The sequence below is a fragment of the Curtobacterium sp. S6 genome, from assembly GCF_000710345.2.
Taxonomy (GTDB): Bacteria; Actinomycetota; Actinomycetes; order Actinomycetales; family Micrococcaceae; genus Rothia.
The window spans coordinates 1,244,843-1,262,191 of the sequence record NZ_JHEL01000015.1; the positions used below are offsets into that span (position 1 = coordinate 1,244,843).

The following is a 17,349-nucleotide window of genomic DNA, read 5'->3' on the forward strand; positions in this document are numbered from 1 at the left end:
ACCTTGTCATTGCTGGTCACGTTCACCGCCCGCCTTCCGCGGTGCCGGATTTTTCGAATCCTGCTTCATACTCGTGGAACCACGCGCGCTCCCGCTCGACGAGAGAATTCTTCTCCGCGTAGACGTGCTCGAAGGCCGCGTCGAATTCCGGCGGTTCCATGGCGAGCACGGCCTCCCGGATGGAAGCCCCGTACTTCTTGGCCTCGGCGTTGGCGCTCTCGAAGAACTCCTCGGGCGTGCCCTGGTCGCGAAGGTAACGCTCGAGCCGAACGAGGGGATCTTTGGTCGTCCACTCGTCCTCTTCCTCGCGCGTGCGGTACTTGGTGGGATCGTCGGCCGTCGTGTGCGCGCCGATGCGGTAGGTCTCCGCCTCGATCAGCACGGGCCCTTCGCCCCGGTGGATCTTGTCCATCGCGTAGGCGGTCGCGGCCTGGACGCCGAGGATATCGTTGCCGTCCACGCGTATTCCCTCGAAGCCGTAGCCGGCCGCGCGCTCCGCGAGGGGCAACCGGGATTGAGTGGCGAAGGGGACGGAAATCGCCCACTGGTTGTTCTGGATGAAGAACAGGACGGGTGCATCGTAGGAGGCCGCGAAGACCATGGACTCGTGTGCTTCGCCCTCGGTCGAGGCCCCGTCGCCGAAATAGACGACCGTCGCCTCGTCGACCTCCCTGCCGCGGATCTCGCGGTCGAGCTTCTGCCCCATCGCGTAGCCCACGGCGTGAGGAATCTGGGAGGCGAGAACGAAGGAATACAGGTTGAACCGGTGCTTTTTCGGATCCCAGCCGCCGGGCGCGAATCCGCGGAAAACCTTCAGGATGTCCACGAGGTCGACGCCTCGCGCGTACGCCAGGGCGTGCTCTCGGTAGGAGGGAAAGATGAAATCCTGCGTCGGAATGGCGTTGGCCGATCCCACCTGGGCGGCCTCCTGCCCCTTGGAGGGGACCCAGAGCGCCAGTTTGCCCTGACGTTGCAGGGAGGTCGCCTCATCGTCGAAGCGACGCACCATCAGCATGTCGGTGTAGGAGCGTTGGAGGTCCTCAAGGGTGAGGTCCTTGATATACGGATCGAAGGTGGGATCCGATCCCCGACGACCGTTCTCGTCGAGAATGGTCACTCTCCTCAGCTGACCTTCGGTAGCCCCAGGGTGGTGGGATTCCGTGGTTTCCATGAGTCCTCCATGCGGCTAAGTTGTCCGGCGGCCGGCGTGACCGGCGGATCCGACAAGCAGGCGGATCCTCCGGTCACAAAATACACCCTTAGCCTACCGTTCGCCCTGCTGGGAGAATTCTTCCGCGATGCGCAGGAAGCGGGTGTTCGCTTCCTCTTCCCCGATACTCACGCGCACCCCCTCGGCCCCGAAGGCACGGACCGACAGTGCGTTCTCGTCTGCCAGTTCGGCGAATTCTTGGGTCCTCTCGCCCAGCGGCAGCCACACGAAATTCGCTCGGGTCACGGGGAACGTCCACCCCTGGCTCGCCAATCCGTCCACGACGCGTGTTCGCTCTGAGACAAGACGCCGCACCTGGTCCCGCACCTCGGCGTCGTGTTCGATCGAGGTGATCGCGGCCTCTTCGGCCACCGCGGTCACCGCGAAGGTCGTGGCCGAAACCCGCAGGTACTGCGTGACCTCCGGATGGGAAATCGAGTAGCCGACCCGGAGCCCGGCCAGGCCGGCGGCCTTCGAGAAGGTGCGGAGAACCACCAGGTTCTCGTAGTCCGGGTACAGATCCATGCCTTCGGCCAGGCCGCCCTCGGCGATCTCGGCCTCGGTGAGCTCGGACTCTTGGCAGAATTCCAGATAGGCCTCGTCCAGGACGACGACGATGTGCGAGGGCACCCTCGCCATGAAGTCCTGGACCTTCTTCTTGGTCAGGGCAGGCCCGGTGGGGTTATTCGGGGTGCACAGGATGATGACCTTCGTGCTGTCCGTGATCGCGCGGGTCATGGCCTCGAGATCGTGTTCCCCGCTCGGCAAGTTAGGCACCCGAACCTCGCGGGCGCCGGCCAGCCCGGTCACGATCGGGTAGGCCTCAAAGGAACGCCACGGATAAATGACCTCGTCTTGGGTCCCGTCGGAATTGCCGCCCGCGAAGGCCGCAAGGATCTGGCTCAGCGCGCCCAGGCTGCCCGCGCCGGTCACGATGTCCGCGGGGTCCACTCCCAGGTGCTCACCCAGGACCCCGCGCAAACGCGTGCACAACGGGTCCGGGTACCGGTTCGCGGTCGCGAAATCGCGAATTACCTCGCGCACGGCGGGCACCGGACCGTAGGGGTTCTCGTTGGACGAGAGCTTGTATTGCGTCAGTCCTTCCACCGCGCGCGGGGGTTTGCCCGCTGCGTACTTGGGAAGACCGCTGAAGACTTCTCGCGGCGTGATTCCGCGCGAAACTGCTTGCTCATTCTCACTCATGAATTCCACTGTAACGGGGCCACCCCCAAAAGGTGTCATCGCTCACTTTCGGCGGTATTCGATGACGCTCGATCGTAGTTTTCCGCGGATGACTCGAAGGTCATGGTGCGCAGGGCGGCCCCTGCGGGAAGCATCTGGCGCATCAACTCGGCGTGTTCCCGGCCCTCGGAGGTCGTGGCCAACACGCGGTCGGCCGCCCGTCCGGCTCGAACGTAGTCCTCGGCGTCGTGAGTGAACTCGACCAGGCCACCGACCCCGACGTTCGTTTCCACCACGACGGCGTGGTCATTGCCCGGGTCCGGCCCTCCGCCGGTGACGACCGGAATCGGGTCGTTCACGTCACGAAGATGCAGAAGCCGAACATCCCGAGGAACGGCGCGGTACATCGTGCTCGGGGTTCCCGTGGTGACGACGCCCCGGACGGAGTACCTGCCCATGAACTCCCGATTCGAGGCCAGCGCCATGGCCGCCATTCCCCCTTGGGAAAAGCCTGACAGCAGAACCGGGTCTTCCCTGCCGGCCCCGGCCTCGGCCAACGCGCGGTCGACGAGTTGGAGGAGGGCCGGTGACTGCGCCAGCGGCGTGTCCGGGGTGGTCGTCGCGACATCGGCGATGCTGAAGGCGCTGTTGGGATCCGTCCGGCTGAGGAGGTTATCGAAATCCGTGCCCGGTATCGCGACGACGAACGTGCGGGTCCCGTCCGGCCGCGTCACCTCGGTGACGTCCACGTGCGCCAGGGAAACCCTCTCTTGAGGCCCCGTCGCGGCGTCGAATTGCTCGTCGTGGGCCCCCGCGCCGCGAAGCCCCTCCGCGATCACGGTCGCCGAACCGGCCGCGGATGTTCGAGGCACGGAGTGCTCGCCGACCTTCCGGAAACCGCTCAACCGCACGAGACCTAGCCCGACGCTGCGCCTCTGGGCCTTGACCCGGGAGACGTCACCCCGCAGCGTCTCCAGGGGAAGGCCGCTCCCGGCAAGCGACGACCGCACCGCCGCCGCGGTTCCCCGGCTCGCGGAATCCACGGCCAGGAGGGTTCCTTCCGTGACCGCAAACCCCGCCGCGCCCGTCAGCAGTCCGAGCGGATGGATGCCCACGGAGAAGGCCGAACCGTAGAGCACCCGATAGGGCACCGCATGAACCGCGTCGAACCCCTTGACCAAGGTCTCGGCCAACTCTTCCGCGTGCTCATAGGACAATTGCGCCAGGCGCGTTTTGGCCGCGAATTCTCCGACGCCCACCACGAACGCCTGAACCTCCCGCCTCGCCTGGGCCATCGACTCCGATGCCTGCCGGAGCCGCTCCGAGACCACGGCCCATATCGTGCCCACCTCGGAGGCCAGGACGAGCAAGCGAGCCTCGACGGCCGCCGTCTCTCCGGCCGCTTCCGTCAAGACCTCGCTGATTCTCCCGACCTCGGCCGTATCGACCCGCAGGCGGTCAGAGGAAGACCGCAGGACGGCCCCATCCCTGGGCACCAGGCCAAATCCCGAAGCGAAGGCGCCGGTCTCACCCGCGGGCTCCGTGGCGAAGTCGGCCCACTCACGGAGCGATCCGGTCAACGCACCCATACCGCGTCACTTCCTTCCGTTTCCGGACACGGCCCGGCGCAGAGCATCGATCTCCTCGGGGTGCGCATGCCCCTGAAAGGCCTCCCTGATGGTTCGGAGTTCCTCAGCGGCGGGCGCGCCGAGGGTCGCGAAGAACTCCTCCACGTTCGCCATCACCGAGCCCACCGACAGCCCCAGGTGAGCCGCGTGGCGGACCGTGAATTCCGTGAGTCGACGCTCGAGGGCTTCCGTGGCGACCGCGACGCCGTTCATGCGCTGTCGGATCTCATCCGCGGAGCGGAGAAGCTCCTCGACGCCGCGCCGGAGGTGCTCGGCCGCGGCGTCGGCGCGCCCGACGTGGCGGTGCACACCGTCCCGGAACGCCCGCGCGGCCTTGGACTCCCAGGAGGACGCCGCCGTCTCGGCGACCCGGTCCCTCGCGGCGCGCACCTCCTCCGAAAGCCCGAGAGTTTCTCGGGCGAGGCTCTCGACCCGTTCCGCGGCGGCCTCTCCGACCGCTCTCACTACCCCCGGCATCTCCATGCCCCACGCGCCGACGATATTCATGTGCCCCTGCCTTTCTCGCGACCGAAGACTGCGAGCGTTCCGCCCCGTCCGCCACCAGCTTCCGATGCCGCGTCCCGCCGCGACCGGTACGAGCGGCCGTTCCCCACGAATTCGTGGACAAGTTCCTTCCCACCGGAGATGACGTCATGCCTGTGGACGGCACCGCGTCGGCCGGGAGGCCGTGCCACAATAAAGCCATGGCCAACTCCTCAGAGAACACCTCCCTGCCCGAATCGACCTTGCCGAACGGTCGCCGCAGCCTCACCGAGGTCTCGCCGGCGATTGCCCTGGGCCCCCTTGACGGGCGCTACCAGCCCCAGACCGCTCCCCTGGTGGACTACCTCTCGGAATCGGCGCTCAACCGAGATCGCGTGCACGTCGAGGTCGAGTGGTTTATTTACTTGAGCAATAATTCGGTCCTTCCGGGGCTCGCTCCCCTCACGGAGTCGCAGAAGTCCGGACTGCGCGCGCTGGTCACCGAGTTCGACGCGGAATCCATCGCGGAATTGGCCGAGATCGAGGCGGTCACGGTTCACGACGTCAAGGCCGTCGAATACTTCATCGGGCGCCGCCTCGAGGGCCTCGGACTGGGGCACCTGACGTCGTTGGTGCACTTCGGGTGCACCTCCGAAGACATCAACAACCTCTCCTACGCGGTCGGCATCCGTGACGCGGTCCGTTTCGCGTGGTTGCCCGCGGCCCGGGAGCTGACGGACATGGTCGCGTCCCTCGCGGAGTCAACCCGTGATGTTCCCATGCTGTCCCGAACCCACGGCCAGCCGGCCACGCCGACGACGCTCGGCAAAGAGATGGCCGTCCTCGCCTACCGCCTCCAGCGTCAGCTCAAGCACGTCGAAAACCAGGAATTCCTGGGCAAGATCAACGGCGCCACGGGCACCTATGCGGCCCACGTCGCCTCGGCCCCCACCGTGGACTGGGAATCGGTCTCCCGCGGGTTCGTCGAATACCTGGGACTCACCTGGAACCCGCTGACCACGCAGATCGAGTCGCACGACTGGCAGGCGGAGCTCTACTCGACGATGTCCCACTTCAACCGGATCCTGCACAACCTCTGCACGGATATCTGGTCGTATATCTCCATCGGCTACTTCCGCCAGATCCCCGTGGAAGGCGCCACCGGCTCGTCGACCATGCCTCACAAGATCAATCCGATCCGTTTCGAAAATGCCGAAGCGAACCTGGAGATTTCCTGCTCTTTGCTGAATACCCTGGCCGAAACCCTCGTGACCTCGCGGTGGCAGCGTGACCTGACGGATTCCTCGTCGCAGCGCAATATCGGCGTGGCCTTCGGGCACTCCTTGCTGGCCATCTCCAACGTCCGCAAGGGCCTGTCCAAGCTCGACGTCGCCGAGGAAACCCTCGCGGAGGACCTCGACCACAACTGGGAGGTCCTCGCCGAGGCGATCCAGATGGTCATGCGCGCCGAATCCATCGCCGGCGTCGAGGGCATGGATCAGCCCTATGAGCGCCTGAAGGACCTGACCCGCGGCCACCGCGTGGATCAGCAGCGACTCATCGAGTTCGTCTCGGGCCTGGGCCTTTCGCCGGAGGCCGAGTCTCGGCTCACGAGCCTCACCCCGGCGACCTATCACGGCATCGCCGCCCGGCTCGTCGACCACCTGAAGTAGTCGCACCGGGAGACGACGCAGGGCATCGGCCACCGTGGTGGTCGATGCCCTGCGTTTGAGGTGAGGACGATCAGCGCTCGGGTGCTACCGCTTCGAGCCTTGGTCCGAGGAGTCCTCCGACTTCTCCTGTTCTGCCTCTGCGGCCTTGCCCGCCGGAAGGTCGCCGGCGAGCGCCTGCGCCTTCTTTTCCTCGTGGGGATCGGAGAACTTCGGCGCCCGGCCGTCCAGCTGGAGGCTGTCCGGGAACTCCTGGGGGACCTTCCCGAAGGCGGCCTTGGTCGACTTGATCACCTGGCGACCCAGCGCGAGGTTTGCGCCGCCACCCACCACGGCCCCGATGCCGAAGGGCAGGGCGCGACCGAGCAGGGCGCCGGACTGCCGCGTCAGGAACCGTTTGATGAACATGTTGCGAATCGTCCGGGACACGCTGAAGGACTTGCCGTCCTCCTTGCCGAGCATCAAGCCCCACTTGTTGCTGATGCCGGCCGTCCGACCGGACTGGCCCAGGATCTGCTTCATGAGCACGGCGCCGTCCTCGCCGAGCATCAGGGCCATGACCATCGTGCGCGCCTTCTCGGGATCGTCCACGTGCACGCCGTAAAGCTCGGCCATGGACTGCGCGTAGATCGCGGTGCGCTCCAGGTAACCGCCGACGGCGACGAACGAGAGCCCGACGGAGGTGACGGTGCCGATGCCCGGGATGAAGGCCGACGCGCCGACGGCTCCGCCACCGACCGTGACATCGCGGAGGTACAACCGCTCCAGGCGCTGGGCGATCTGCTCCGGGGTGTCATCCGGATGCTTCTTGCGGAGCTTCTTGATGGCCGTGACCACCAGGGGACGCTGGGCGCGAAGGACCGAATCCAGCGCCTTATTCAAGGCGGGCTTGGGCTGCCCGTGATCGTCGAAGGCATTTTTCATTGCGGATTCAAAGGGAAACTTCGGTGCCATGCCCTCATCTAACCACGGGCACCGCGTCTTCATCAGCCTCTTAGCCGACAGCGCACCTCGCACCCGCGTCCTCTCCCCCGCTCTCGGCTGGTTCGGACGCCCCCTGGAGCCGTTTTCTCACAACCCGCGGACGAATTCCTGGGTCTGCACCGGATCCATCACGGTCGCCGGATGAGGGCCGGCCGCAAGCCAGCGATCGGCCCGCTGCGGGGCGTCCAGCATCCCCGGGCCGGCCGCCATCACCAGGTTGCCCTCCCGCCGCCCCGACGTCACGGACGTGTCGGCCAGGGTCCACACCCCGGATCGATGCCCGAGCCGCGGATCGCTCAGGGTCGCTGCTGCCAAGGCCTCGGCCTGCCGGGCGAAGAACCCCAAGCCGGGGTCGTCGCCCACGTTGACGAGCAGGACTCCCCGGTCGGAAAGCACCGGGAGCGCTTCGGCGTAGAACTCCCGGCAGGCCAGGTGCTCCGGGGAGTCGCGGCCCGAAAAGATATCGACGACGATCACGTCGAAGCCGGCATCCTGTGGGAGACCGGCCGCCTCGGCGAGGTAGGGAATCGCCGCGCGGGCGTCGTCGGTCACCGATACCAGTCGGGTGCCCTCCGGCAGGGGAAGCGCGCGGGTCACGAGGCTGGACAGCTCCCGCTCGATGTCGACGGCGACCTGCGGCGATCCCGGCCGGGTCGCGTGGATGTATCGGGGAAGCGTCATCCCGCCGGCTCCCAAGTGGGCCGCGGTGATGGGCTCCCCCTCGGGCGCGATCGTATCGACGACGTTGCCGATGCGCCGCAAATATTCGTAGAAGATATGTTCTGGGTTCTCCAAGTCCACGTGGGACTGTTCCGCACCGCCGATCTCGAGGACGTAACCGCGCGGGCTGAACCCGTCCGGGAGGATCAAGGCGTTCAGGCCCGAGGACGAGAGATTGACGCTGCGCAGCCTCTCCTGCCCGGTCATACCGGAAACTCGTTCTCTTCGTGACGGTAGTGGCTCTGCGGGTCGAGTTGGATCGTCGAGTGGGCGATCGAGACCTCAAAGTGCTCCGAGATGCAGTTTTGGATCTCGCAGAGCAACTGGGCGCTGTGGCCGTCCTCGAAACAATCGTCCCGCACCACGACGTGGGCGGTGAGCACCGGAAGGTCCGTCGAGATGCGGCTCGCGTGGAGATCGTGGACGGTCACCACGTGGGGGTGGCGTTCGATGTGCCGCTTGACCTCGGCGATGTCCAAGCCCGGCGGCACCGATTCGAGGAGCACGCTGACGGATTCGCGGAGAATCACGAGCGCCCGCGGGATGATGAGGACGCCGATCAACAGGGCCACGACGGCGTCGGCCTGAACCCATCCGGTCAGCCCGATGACGACCGCGGAGACCAATACCGCGACCGACCCGAGGGCGTCGTTGACGACCTCCAGGAAGGCCGCCTTCATGTTCAGCGACTTTTCACCACCAAAGAGCACCACGATGGCCGCGATATTCCCCAGCAGCCCCAAGGCGCCGAAGACGATGAGCTCACGATCCGCGATCGGTTGGGGATTCGCGAACCGCTGGACGGCCTCCACGATCACGATGATCCCGACGACGATCAGGACGGTCGCCTGCACGGCCGCCGCGAGGACCTCGACCCGCTTCCAGCCCCACGTGCGATGCTCCGTGGCCGGGCGCCCCATGAGGACCGCCGCCCACAACGCCATCCCCAACCCGGCGGCGTCGGTCAGCACGTGCACCGTGTCGAACAGGAGGGCGAGCGAACCGGTCCAGATGGCCCCGACGAGTTGCACGACGAACAAGGCCAGCGCGATCCCGAAGGCGATCGACAGCCGCTTTCGCCCGGTCTCGGGCCCGTGATGGTGATCGTGCGCGTGTCCCATGAGGCACCGTCCTAACATATAAGGAATTATTTATATGTTATCTCGCCGGAACCACCTCGGGAAGGCCTCCCGGTGCGGGCTATTTCACACCGAACTGGTCGAATTCTCCCGTCGGCGCGGGATCGGAGCGCTCAACGTCGCTGACCTTGCCCGCGGTATCGCCGGAATTCAGCGCGCCCCACAGCGCCTCAATCCCCCGCCGGGAACCTTCGGCGATGATCCGCACGCGACCGTCCGGAAGGTTTTCGGCGAAGCCTAAGAGATCGTTCTCCTGCGCGATGCCCCTGGTCCACCACCGAAATCCCACGCCTTGAACGCGTCCGGAGACCATGGCCTCAATTCGTGCCTCAGGCGCGGCCTCGGCACCATTCTCGGAGCCGCGACCGCGTCGGGTATTCAACCACCTCATGCGGATCCACCTACGCCAATTGATCCGTCACGGTGTCGTCGCGAAGGGCCTGGGCGATGGGGGTATCCCCATCCGCGAAGGGGTAGGCCTTACGGATCGTGCCGTCATCCGCGATCGCCGCGACGAGCACCCGAGCAACGTTTCCACGCGAGGCCTTGGCCCCCTGCGGGTCGGTCGTGACCGAGATCGATCCCGTCGGCTCGTCGAGGGAAAGCGCCGTCGGGCCGACCAGGGTCCAGTCGAGGTCGGTTCCGCGCAGGTGCTCGTCCGCCTCGGCCTTGGACTGTGCGTAGGCGTAGAAGTCGTCGTCTTCGGGGACGCCGTGGTCAAAGGAAGCCCCGAGGTACGAAACCATGAGGTAACGCTTGACCCCGGCTCGCTCGGCCCCGTCCATCGAACGGATCGCCGCGTCGCGGTCGACCTTCCAGGTCCTCTCCGGATCGCCGCCGCCGGCGCCTGCCGACCAGATCAGGACATCGAAGTTGTGGTCCCGGAACAGCTCACCCATCTGCTCGGTCGACAGCTCCATGACGTCCTTCACCAGGGCGTTGGCGCCGGTCTCCTCGACCTCGCCGACCTGATCGGACGAGCGAATGATCGAGGTAACCTCGTGCCCCGCCTCCACCAGGAGGGGTGCCGCGAGCATCGCGATCTTGCCGTGTCCGCCGATGATGCCGATATGTGCCATGTCTGACTCCTTTGCATGGGGTTTGTGGTCGTTCACTACAACCATGGCACCGGGTCGTTTATGCCGGAACCCCCACGGTGCACTTCGAGTCACACGAGTTGGTGGGAGCGGCCCGCCTTCTGCTACAGTGGCACTCGCGCAAGAGAGCGGTCACATGATCGCGCTTCCTCGCGCAGGCCTCCTTAGCTCAGTCGGTAGAGCGTTTCCTTCGTAACGAAAAGGTCGCCGGTTCGATTCCGGCAGGGGGCTCTCACAAGGCATAAGGCCCCGGAACCTCGACGTTCCGGGGCCTTATGTCTTGCACGCAACGGTGCGTTCCCTCCGAACACCGTGGATTTGCCACAATGAGGGGTGAACCCCGCGCGGCGGGGACAGCAGATGAGAACGACGGAGAGCTGAGGCTGACAGTGACCAACACCTATCACCGCAACGAACGGGCCGCGAACCTTCCGGCACGCCTATCCCGTTCCTGGCTGCTCACCTCGGCATCCAACGAAGAGTCGTTCGAGCCGAACTACGAGTCCGAGGCCGACTCCATCATTCTGGACATGGAGGACGCCGTCCCCGCCGACCGGAAAGAAGAGGCCCGCGAGCGCGTCATCCAGGCCCTCAACCAGGGCATGCGCGCCTGGGTTCGCATCAACGACATCACCACCGAATTCTGGGAGGGTGACCTCGCGGCACTGTCCAAGGCCGAGGGCCTGCGCGGCATCGTCCTGGCCAAGACCGAGCACCCTCACGACGTCACGCGCACCGCGATGATGTCCCGCGCCGGAACGCCGATCATCGCCCTCATCGAATCGGCCGTAGGCATCGTCAACGCGGTCGACATCGCTCGCGCCCCCGGGACCTTCCGCCTCGCCTTCGGCATGGGCGATTACCGCAAGGACACCGGCATCAGCGACGACCCGATGGCCCTGGCGTACGCGCGCTCCGCGCTGGTCGTCGCGTCCCGCGTCGGTGAGCTTCCCGGCCCGATCGACGGCCCGGCCAACGGGGTCGACGACAAGGGCCTGATGGACGCCTGCCGCGTGACCGCCTCGATGGGCATGACGGGCAAGCTGACCCTGAACCCCGCCCAGACGGACACGATCAACCGCGGGCTGGCACCGAGCGAGGAAGAGATCTCGTGGGCCCGCGAAATGCTCGAGCGTGAAGAAGGCGGGGCCGTCCCCAAGGATGGCTCCTACCTGCCGCGCTTGGCCCGCGCGCGCAAGGTCTCCGAGCTGGCTCAGACCTACGGGATGTGGGGACGCTAGGCCCCAGCTCGTCCTCGCCGGTGCGGCGTAGGACGACCTGAACGCAGACAAGCGCGGGGCGGATCGGTCATACCGATCCGCCCCGCGCTTGTCGTTCGTGCGATACCTCGGCGACGGCCCGGGTTCCGGGCGGCCCGGGGCCGTCGCGGACTTACGAGAGCTTTCCGTCCCGCATCGTCACCACGGCATCCATGTGGTCCAACAGGTCCGTCTCGTGCGTGACCATGACCGTTGCAACCTCGAACTCCCGGGTGACCTCACGCAACAGCTCCACGATCTCCAGGGACCGCTCGTGATCCAGGGCGGAGGTCGGCTCGTCGGCGAGGAGAAGGACAGGATTGCCCATCAGCGCCCTGGCGATGTTCACGCGCTGACGCTGCCCGCCGGAGAGCTGGTGCGGGCGGCGGTCGCCCTGACCCTCGAGTCCCACGCGAGCCAGCAGCTCGTCGGCCGCCCGATGGCGCTGCTTCAGCTCCTTGCCGCGGACGCCTCGGATGTGGTCGGCGACCAGAAGTTGTTCCCGGGCCGTCAGCGAGGGGATCAGGTTCGGCTGCTGGAAGACGACGCCGATCTCGTCCCGGCGCAGACCGGCACGGACCTTTTCCGAGGTCCCGACGGCCTCTCGACCATTGATGCGGACGGATCCGCTCGTGGGTGACACCAAGGCTCCGGCGACGGCCAGGAGGGAAGACTTCCCCGATCCGGACTCACCGACCAGGGCGGTCATCGTGCCTCGTTCGGCCCGGAAGTCCACGCTGTTCAGCGCGGTGACGGTGCGGGTCTTACCTTCGGGGGTCGTCCCGTCCGGGTATTCCAGGGTGACCCCGGACATCTCGAGAGCGTGGGAGCTCGTGGTGGAGGCGGTCTGACCCGCCACGTGTTCAGCAATATGCGTCGACATGTTTAGTTGCCTCCTAGGGCGATGAGGGGATCAATGCTGGCGACCTTGCGGACCGCCAGGAGGGAACCGAGCATTCCGAGGACCCAGATGCCGGCCGCCGGTAGCAGGGTGTTTGCGGCGTTGAGCTGGAACGGGACTCCGTTCTGGGCCAGCCAGCCGAAGCCGGCACCCAGACCCAGGCCGATCACGGCGCCCGCCGCGAGGACGATCGCGGCCTGCCCCACCGCGTCCTTGATGAGGTATTTTCCGCCCGCGCCGAGGGCCCGGAGGATCGCGATGTCACGGGTTCGCTGAATGGTCCAGACCGTCAGGAACGAGACCGTGACGAGGGCGGAGATTCCGTAGAGGAACGCCTGCATGGTCAGCAGCGAGCTGTGCTCCGACGAGTAGGCGGGCAGGCCGGAGAAGGAATCCTTGACCTTGGAGACCGCGGTGCCGGTCTTGTCCGCGGCCTGGTTCCAGGCGTCCTTGTCCAGGTTTCCGGTCACGGCGAGGGCGGTACCGACCACGGCCTGATCGCCGGTTGATGCAACGTGGGCGACCTGTTGCCAGCCCGCGGTATCCATCCAGACCACCGGGCTGTGGCTGTAATACTCGTCCGGGACGACGCCGTTGACGGTGAACTTCTGTCCGGAGATGCTGACCTCCTTGCCGACCGACGCGCCCTGCTCGTCGGCCACCGACTGGGAGACCACGACGCCGTCGTCCTTGAGGTTGACGCTGCCGTCGATGGCCGATCCCACGGCGTCCTTGACGATGTCCGCGTCCGGAACACCCAAGACCGCGACTCCGGCGCTGCCGTCGGCGGCCAACTGCGTCTGGGAGAAGCCGATCGGGCTGGCCTTGTCGACGCCACCGGTCGAGGCCCATTCATCGGCCTGCTTTTCGGTCACCTGCGACGCGGAGTAGTCCACCTTGGGGTCCTTGGAGGAGCCATCCGTCTCGACGCTCGACGACGGGGCTCCGAAGGCAAAGCGGTCCGGCCCCAGGGCCGTGAGGGCCGACGTATTCTGAGATGCGAGGCCGCCGGTCAGGCCGGTGAGCATGACCAGCAGCAGGGTGATCAGGCCGACGACCGAGCCGATCAGCGCAAACCTCCCCTTGGCGTAAAAGACGTCTCTGATTCCGACGAACATCGTGTTTCCTTCCGAGTGAATTCCGTTGGTATCCACTCTTCCGGCCCGGCGCGCGGCACACATCGGGAGGACGGGTGAACCTCCGATCAACCGTTCGGTTGATGCCGCGGCTTCGGGACGCGGATACAGTACTCTCGTGAGCACTTCGACCTCCGAGGCACCCCGCGAGGGCCAGAACCGGGTTCTGCAGTCCCTCCGTATCGCGCTCCACGTGATGTTCGCTTTTCTGCTGCTCTTCGGCCTGGTGCGCTACATCTGGGGCGCTTCCGATACCCCCAGCACGGCTCCCGCCGTGTGCGCGATCGTCGTCGCCGTCCTCCTCGGGACCGTCTATATGGTGGGCACGGTCTGGGAGAACAGGTACGCACGGGCCGTGCGCGCCGGCCGACGACCGTCCCGCGGCACGCCCCGACGATTCGCCCCGTGGTGGCTCGCGTGCGTCACCCTTCTGTGGTTCGCCCTGCTACTCATCTCGGGAAACTTCGTGTGGGTCGTCTTCCCCCTGATGTTCCTCTTTCTGCATCTTCTGCGGCTATGGCAGGGAATCATCGCGGTCATCATCCTGTGGATCGCCGCATCCCTGATTCCCGTCGCCCAGCTGACCCAGTCGGGGCAGGCCGGACAGGTCAATGCCGGCGGCCTCGTCGGCCCGTTCCTCGGGGCCGTTCTGGCGATCGTGATCTCCACCGCCTACCGCGCGCTCCATGAGGAAGCCCTCCACCACCTCCACGTGGCCGAAGCTCTTCGCCTGACCCAGGACGAGCTCGCGGAAAAGGAACACCAGTCCGGGCGGCTCGAGGAGCGAGAACGGCTCGCCCGGGAAATTCACGACACCGTCGCTCAGGGACTCTCCTCGATCGTTTTGATGTCTCGGGCGGCCTCTTCCTCGCTCGCGGACATGCGCACCGAAGAGGCCGCCGCTCGCGTGAAAGCCATCGGCAAGACCGCGTCCGAGAGCCTGGACGAGGCCCGGCGATTCGTCAAAGACCTTTCCTCGCCCGAACTCAGCGACTCCGTGATCGCCGCTCTGACGGCGATCTGCGAACGCACCCAGGATCGCGCGACGGCATCCGGAAGCCGCCTTCGTTGCGAATTGCGCGTCGAGGGCGGCGACGCCACGACCCTCCCGGAGCCCGTGGGCTCTGCGCTGGTGCGGGCCGCCCAGGGCAGCCTCGCCAACGTGCTCGAACACGCCGAGGCCAGCATCGCCGTCGTGACCCTCGCCGTGTGGGATGCGGAAGTCACCCTGGACATCTTCGACGACGGTCGCGGATTCGCGCCCGATCGCGACGTTCAGGACATCCCGTCCCGTGGCTACGGCATCAAGGGCCTCCAGCGCCGCCTGGAGACCCTGGGAGGAAGCCTCAGCATCGACTCGTCCCCGGGGGAAGGCACGGCACTCGGGATTCGCATCCCGCTCACCTCGGCGCTGACCCCCTCAGAAACACCAGGAGAAGAATGAGAACACCCCTGAAGGTCCTGCTCGTGGACGATCACCCGGTGGTCCGGGCGGGTCTGCGCGCCCTCCTCAACGGCTTCGACGGCGTTTCCGTGGTCGCCGAGGCCGGAGACGGCGAGACCGCGTTGCGCGAAGAGGAGCGCCTTCGAGACACCGAGGATGCGGTGGATCTGGTCGTCATGGACATCCAGATGCCCGGCATGGACGGGATCACCGCGACGGCGAAGTTCCGGGAACGCTCCGGACCTCCCGTGCTCATCCTCACGACCTACGACACCCAGGCCGATATCGTCGCGGCCGTGCGGGCCGGGGCGCTGGGATACCTCCTGAAAGACGCCCCCGAGGAAACCCTGCGGAAGGCCGTCGTCGACACGGCCGCGGGAAAGTCGACCCTGGCCCCCGAGGTCAGCGCCGCGCTCATGGCCAGCATGCACAGCCCGGCGCAGTCCCTCTCCGACCGTGAACTCGAGATCCTCCGCCTGCTGGCCACCGGAAAGAGCAACCGGGAACTCGCCAAACGACTCTTCATCTCGGAAGCCACCGTCAAGACGCACCTGGTCCATATCTATGGAAAGCTCGGCGTCGAAAACCGCACCTCGGCGATCGCCAAGGCGCGGGAGAACAAGCTGATCTAGCCGGTCGGCTGGTCCTTCTGTCCGTCGGCGAGTCGCTGCTCGTGCAGGGCCTTCCGGCGGTCGTATTCGCGCTTGAGCCGCTGCCGTGGATCGGACTGCGCCGAGCCCTGCGCAGGGCCGACGAAGATGAGCATGGTCCTCACCAGACGATTCTGAATGCGAAATCCGAGGGAAAACGAGTCCTTCTTGTCCTGGGGGCCCATGACATCCTTTCAATACATTGTGCGCAAATCTATTGCGTACAATGTATTGTACACAAAGTATTCCACCAAACGGCTCGGACCTCGGCCGATGCCACTTTACAATGGACCGTCACGAGGATTTCGAGGAAGAGGGAGCGCAGCATGCAGGGGTCGAATCAGCCGGAGGAAGATCCCCTGGCCCTCGAGAGCCAGGTCTGCTTCGCGCTCACGCTGGCCTCGCGCAGCGTGATCGCGGCCTATCGGCCGGTTCTCGAACCGATGCACCTGACACACCCGCAATACCTCGTGATGCTCGCGCTGTGGGAGCATTCCACCCTGACCATCAAAGAGCTCGGGGGCCACCTGAGCATCGATTCGGGGACTCTCTCCCCCTTACTCAAGCGGCTCGAGGGGCACGGCTACATCGTGCGGGAACGCAGCGCCGACGATGCGCGAACCGTCGAGATCTCGCTGACGCCCGAGGGAAAGGCGCTCAGGCGCGAAGCCGAGAAGGTGCCCGGCAAGATGATGGAACGGCTCGGAATGGACGAGGCCGAGGTCCGGGCCCTGCACGCCAGCATGATGAAGGTCATCGCGGCGGCGCAGACCCCTCCGGCCGCGGATGTGGGCTAGAAGCTGCCGCTCGCCCCGCCGCCGCTGAACCCCGCGCCCCCGCCGAAGGACGAGCCGGAATACGACGAGCCGTTGGCCCCCGACGACGATATGCCGTTGTACATCGCCGGGTTGGCGGCGTATAGCGGAAGCCACGCGGCAAAGCTCGGGGCGTACTGCGTCGTCACCGCGGGATCGTCCTCCGGGTCCAGCTCGCGCCCGTCGCGGCGGGCCTCGGCGCGACGTCGCTGCTGATCCTCGAAGCCTTCGGGCTCCTCCCGGTGGATTTCGCGATACCTTCGGAAGGCTTTCCGCTGTTCCTTGGTGACCTTATCCCCCGGATGGGAACGCTCATACTCGGCGATCTCGCGATCCGCGCCCGCCCGAATCTTGTGACTCCGGCGCATGAACCCCCACACCACCAGGGCCGCGGCCAACAGGCACACACCCAGGGCGATAACCGCCGTGTACCGGTCCCAGAAGCCGTGGTCGGCCGCGACCGGATGCGTGCCATCGGCGTCATCGTAAATGGCCCGAGCGGTGTCGGTGAGGGCCTGGGCCGGGTGCCCTTGCTTCAGGCCGGGGTCGAGGGTTTCGTCGACCACGGTGGAGGCATCGTCGTCGGTGAACGTCTTCTTCAGCCCGTCGGCCACCTCGATGCGCGTCTTGCGCTGATCCATGTCCACGGCGATGAGGGCCCCGTTGTCCTTGCCGTTCTCGCCGACGCCCCAGCGGCTGGCGGTGTCTCGGGTCCAGTCCTCCCAGTCCCCGTCGACGCCATCGACGGTCACGATCGCAATCCGCGCACCGTCGCCATTACGCTCGTCGATCAAGCGATTAAGCTGCTCTTCCTCCCCGTCGGAGAGCACGTCGGCCCCGTCGGAGATACTCCCGTGAGCTGGCCTTTCCGGAATATCGGTGGTTTGGCCCCCGCAGGCCGAGAGGATCACAAGGGCCGCCATCAAGAGGATGGTGCCGCAGAACGTCCGCAGTCGAGTCATGGTGGCTCCTTCTCGGCGCGATGGTCGTGACGCCCATCATTGTAGGAGCGACCGGCGATCAGGTGGGAA

At 66.2% G+C, this 17,349-nt stretch carries 18 protein-coding genes and 1 tRNA gene; 6 read left to right on the forward strand and 13 right to left on the reverse strand.

The window, feature by feature from the left end; all coding sequences use genetic code 11:
• Nucleotides 1-22 precede the first annotated feature (22 nt).
• From CURSPS6_RS07900 to CURSPS6_RS07915, 4 genes are all read right to left on the reverse strand, one after another.
• A complete protein-coding gene (locus CURSPS6_RS07900) occupies nucleotides 23-1,171 on the reverse strand; it encodes a thiamine pyrophosphate-dependent dehydrogenase E1 component subunit alpha (RefSeq protein ID WP_030015380.1) in 1,149 nt (382 codons plus the stop codon).
• A 93-nt stretch (nucleotides 1,172-1,264) separates the two neighbouring features.
• Nucleotides 1,265-2,413 (reverse strand): histidinol-phosphate transaminase, encoded by a 1,149-nt coding sequence (locus tag CURSPS6_RS07905; protein ID WP_030015382.1) that lies wholly within the window; start codon nucleotides 2,411-2,413, stop codon nucleotides 1,265-1,267.
• Between the two features lie 35 nt (nucleotides 2,414-2,448).
• Nucleotides 2,449-3,981 (reverse strand): hypothetical protein, encoded by a 1,533-nt coding sequence (locus CURSPS6_RS07910; RefSeq protein WP_030015383.1) that lies wholly within the window; start codon nucleotides 3,979-3,981, stop codon nucleotides 2,449-2,451.
• A gap of 6 nt (nucleotides 3,982-3,987) precedes the next feature.
• On the reverse strand, nucleotides 3,988-4,527 hold the full coding sequence (locus tag CURSPS6_RS07915; protein WP_030015385.1) for a hypothetical protein: 540 nt from the start codon (nucleotides 4,525-4,527) through the stop codon (nucleotides 3,988-3,990).
• A gap of 197 nt (nucleotides 4,528-4,724) precedes the next feature.
• On the opposite strand from CURSPS6_RS07915, the gene purB reads away from it, so the two are divergent.
• Nucleotides 4,725-6,176 (forward strand): adenylosuccinate lyase, encoded by a 1,452-nt coding sequence (purB, locus tag CURSPS6_RS07920; protein ID WP_030015386.1) that lies wholly within the window; start codon nucleotides 4,725-4,727, stop codon nucleotides 6,174-6,176.
• An 84-nt stretch (nucleotides 6,177-6,260) separates the two neighbouring features.
• Here the strand turns inward: purB and CURSPS6_RS07925 are convergent, their stop codons facing one another.
• The 5 genes from CURSPS6_RS07925 to CURSPS6_RS07945 form a co-directional block, all read right to left on the reverse strand.
• Nucleotides 6,261-7,097 carry a di- and tripeptidase gene (locus CURSPS6_RS07925; RefSeq protein ID WP_200910872.1) on the reverse strand — a complete coding sequence of 279 codons (837 nt, stop codon included), beginning with the start codon at nucleotides 7,095-7,097 and terminating at the stop codon, nucleotides 6,261-6,263.
• Nucleotides 7,098-7,244: 147 nt separating this feature from the next.
• On the reverse strand, nucleotides 7,245-8,084 hold the full coding sequence (locus tag CURSPS6_RS07930) for a spermidine synthase (RefSeq protein ID WP_030015389.1): 840 nt from the start codon (nucleotides 8,082-8,084) through the stop codon (nucleotides 7,245-7,247).
• Nucleotides 8,081-8,998, reverse strand: a complete 918-nt coding sequence (locus tag CURSPS6_RS07935) for a cation diffusion facilitator family transporter (protein ID WP_030015391.1) — start codon at nucleotides 8,996-8,998, stop codon at nucleotides 8,081-8,083. The genes CURSPS6_RS07930 and CURSPS6_RS07935 overlap by 4 nt, the downstream gene beginning before the upstream one ends.
• A gap of 79 nt (nucleotides 8,999-9,077) precedes the next feature.
• Nucleotides 9,078-9,407, reverse strand: a complete 330-nt coding sequence (locus CURSPS6_RS07940; protein ID WP_082470231.1) for an acylphosphatase — start codon at nucleotides 9,405-9,407, stop codon at nucleotides 9,078-9,080.
• A 10-nt stretch (nucleotides 9,408-9,417) separates the two neighbouring features.
• A complete protein-coding gene (locus CURSPS6_RS07945) occupies nucleotides 9,418-10,095 on the reverse strand; it encodes an NAD(P)H-binding protein (protein ID WP_030015394.1) in 678 nt (225 codons plus the stop codon).
• A 176-nt stretch (nucleotides 10,096-10,271) separates the two neighbouring features.
• Here CURSPS6_RS07945 and CURSPS6_RS07950 point away from each other — a divergent pair.
• Both CURSPS6_RS07950 and CURSPS6_RS07955 read left to right on the forward strand, forming a co-directional pair.
• Nucleotides 10,272-10,344, forward strand: a tRNA-Thr gene (locus CURSPS6_RS07950).
• A gap of 95 nt (nucleotides 10,345-10,439) precedes the next feature.
• Nucleotides 10,440-11,354: an HpcH/HpaI aldolase/citrate lyase family protein gene (locus CURSPS6_RS07955; RefSeq protein WP_082470233.1), complete on the forward strand. Its 915-nt coding sequence runs from the start codon at nucleotides 10,440-10,442 to the stop codon at nucleotides 11,352-11,354.
• Nucleotides 11,355-11,505: 151 nt separating this feature from the next.
• Here CURSPS6_RS07955 and CURSPS6_RS07960 read toward each other — a convergent pair whose 3' ends face one another.
• The gene (locus CURSPS6_RS07960; protein WP_082470235.1) at nucleotides 11,506-12,255 is read right to left on the reverse strand and encodes an ABC transporter ATP-binding protein; all 750 of its coding nucleotides are present in this window, start codon (nucleotides 12,253-12,255) and stop codon (nucleotides 11,506-11,508) included.
• A gap of 2 nt (nucleotides 12,256-12,257) precedes the next feature.
• Nucleotides 12,258-13,391, reverse strand: a complete 1,134-nt coding sequence (locus CURSPS6_RS07965) for an ABC transporter permease (protein WP_030015398.1) — start codon at nucleotides 13,389-13,391, stop codon at nucleotides 12,258-12,260.
• A gap of 136 nt (nucleotides 13,392-13,527) precedes the next feature.
• On the opposite strand from CURSPS6_RS07965, the gene CURSPS6_RS07970 reads away from it, so the two are divergent.
• Together CURSPS6_RS07970 and CURSPS6_RS07975 are read left to right on the forward strand one after the other, a co-directional pair.
• Nucleotides 13,528-14,853, forward strand: a complete 1,326-nt coding sequence (locus CURSPS6_RS07970) for a sensor histidine kinase (RefSeq protein ID WP_051687745.1) — start codon at nucleotides 13,528-13,530, stop codon at nucleotides 14,851-14,853.
• Nucleotides 14,850-15,485, forward strand: coding sequence for a response regulator (locus tag CURSPS6_RS07975; RefSeq protein WP_030015401.1), 636 nt, complete (start codon nucleotides 14,850-14,852; stop codon nucleotides 15,483-15,485). The genes CURSPS6_RS07970 and CURSPS6_RS07975 overlap by 4 nt, the downstream gene beginning before the upstream one ends.
• Here the strand turns inward: CURSPS6_RS07975 and CURSPS6_RS07980 are convergent.
• Entirely contained in the window at nucleotides 15,482-15,688 is a 207-nt protein-coding gene (locus CURSPS6_RS07980; protein ID WP_030015402.1) for a hypothetical protein, read from the reverse strand. The two genes, CURSPS6_RS07975 and CURSPS6_RS07980, sit on opposite strands and share 4 nt — an antisense overlap.
• A 141-nt stretch (nucleotides 15,689-15,829) precedes the next feature.
• Between CURSPS6_RS07980 and CURSPS6_RS07985 the strand changes: the two genes are divergently transcribed.
• A complete protein-coding gene (locus CURSPS6_RS07985; RefSeq protein ID WP_030015403.1) occupies nucleotides 15,830-16,300 on the forward strand; it encodes a MarR family winged helix-turn-helix transcriptional regulator in 471 nt (156 codons plus the stop codon).
• On the opposite strand, the gene CURSPS6_RS07990 is transcribed toward CURSPS6_RS07985, so the two are convergent.
• Nucleotides 16,297-17,280, reverse strand: a complete 984-nt coding sequence (locus CURSPS6_RS07990) for a TPM domain-containing protein (RefSeq protein ID WP_051687746.1) — start codon at nucleotides 17,278-17,280, stop codon at nucleotides 16,297-16,299. The genes CURSPS6_RS07985 and CURSPS6_RS07990 overlap by 4 nt on opposite strands.
• Between the last annotated feature and the right edge of the window lie 69 nt (nucleotides 17,281-17,349).

Excerpts from the sequence above, each read along its gene's own strand:
- CURSPS6_RS07900 (WP_030015380.1), bottom strand. The coding sequence starts at position 1,171 with ATGGAAACCACGGAATCCCACCACCCTGGGGCTACCGAAGGTCAGCTG.
- CURSPS6_RS07905 (WP_030015382.1), bottom strand. The coding sequence starts at position 2,413 with ATGAGTGAGAATGAGCAAGCAGTTTCGCGCGGAATCACGCCGCGAGAA.
- CURSPS6_RS07910 (WP_030015383.1), bottom strand. The coding sequence starts at position 3,981 with ATGGGTGCGTTGACCGGATCGCTCCGTGAGTGGGCCGACTTCGCCACG.
- CURSPS6_RS07915 (WP_030015385.1), bottom strand. The coding sequence starts at position 4,527 with ATGAATATCGTCGGCGCGTGGGGCATGGAGATGCCGGGGGTAGTGAGA.
- purB (WP_030015386.1), top strand. The coding sequence starts at position 4,725 with ATGGCCAACTCCTCAGAGAACACCTCCCTGCCCGAATCGACCTTGCCG.
- CURSPS6_RS07925 (WP_200910872.1), bottom strand. The coding sequence starts at position 7,097 with ATGAAAAATGCCTTCGACGATCACGGGCAGCCCAAGCCCGCCTTGAAT.
- CURSPS6_RS07930 (WP_030015389.1), bottom strand. The coding sequence starts at position 8,084 with ATGACCGGGCAGGAGAGGCTGCGCAGCGTCAATCTCTCGTCCTCGGGC.
- CURSPS6_RS07935 (WP_030015391.1), bottom strand. The coding sequence starts at position 8,998 with ATGGGACACGCGCACGATCACCATCACGGGCCCGAGACCGGGCGAAAG.
- CURSPS6_RS07940 (WP_082470231.1), bottom strand. The coding sequence starts at position 9,407 with ATGAGGTGGTTGAATACCCGACGCGGTCGCGGCTCCGAGAATGGTGCC.
- CURSPS6_RS07945 (WP_030015394.1), bottom strand. The coding sequence starts at position 10,095 with ATGGCACATATCGGCATCATCGGCGGACACGGCAAGATCGCGATGCTC.
- CURSPS6_RS07955 (WP_082470233.1), top strand. The coding sequence starts at position 10,440 with ATGAGGGGTGAACCCCGCGCGGCGGGGACAGCAGATGAGAACGACGGA.
- CURSPS6_RS07960 (WP_082470235.1), bottom strand. The coding sequence starts at position 12,255 with ATGTCGACGCATATTGCTGAACACGTGGCGGGTCAGACCGCCTCCACC.
- CURSPS6_RS07965 (WP_030015398.1), bottom strand. The coding sequence starts at position 13,391 with ATGTTCGTCGGAATCAGAGACGTCTTTTACGCCAAGGGGAGGTTTGCG.
- CURSPS6_RS07975 (WP_030015401.1), top strand. The coding sequence starts at position 14,850 with ATGAGAACACCCCTGAAGGTCCTGCTCGTGGACGATCACCCGGTGGTC.
- CURSPS6_RS07980 (WP_030015402.1), bottom strand. The coding sequence starts at position 15,688 with ATGGGCCCCCAGGACAAGAAGGACTCGTTTTCCCTCGGATTTCGCATT.
- CURSPS6_RS07985 (WP_030015403.1), top strand. The coding sequence starts at position 15,830 with ATGCAGGGGTCGAATCAGCCGGAGGAAGATCCCCTGGCCCTCGAGAGC.
- CURSPS6_RS07990 (WP_051687746.1), bottom strand. The coding sequence starts at position 17,280 with ATGACTCGACTGCGGACGTTCTGCGGCACCATCCTCTTGATGGCGGCC.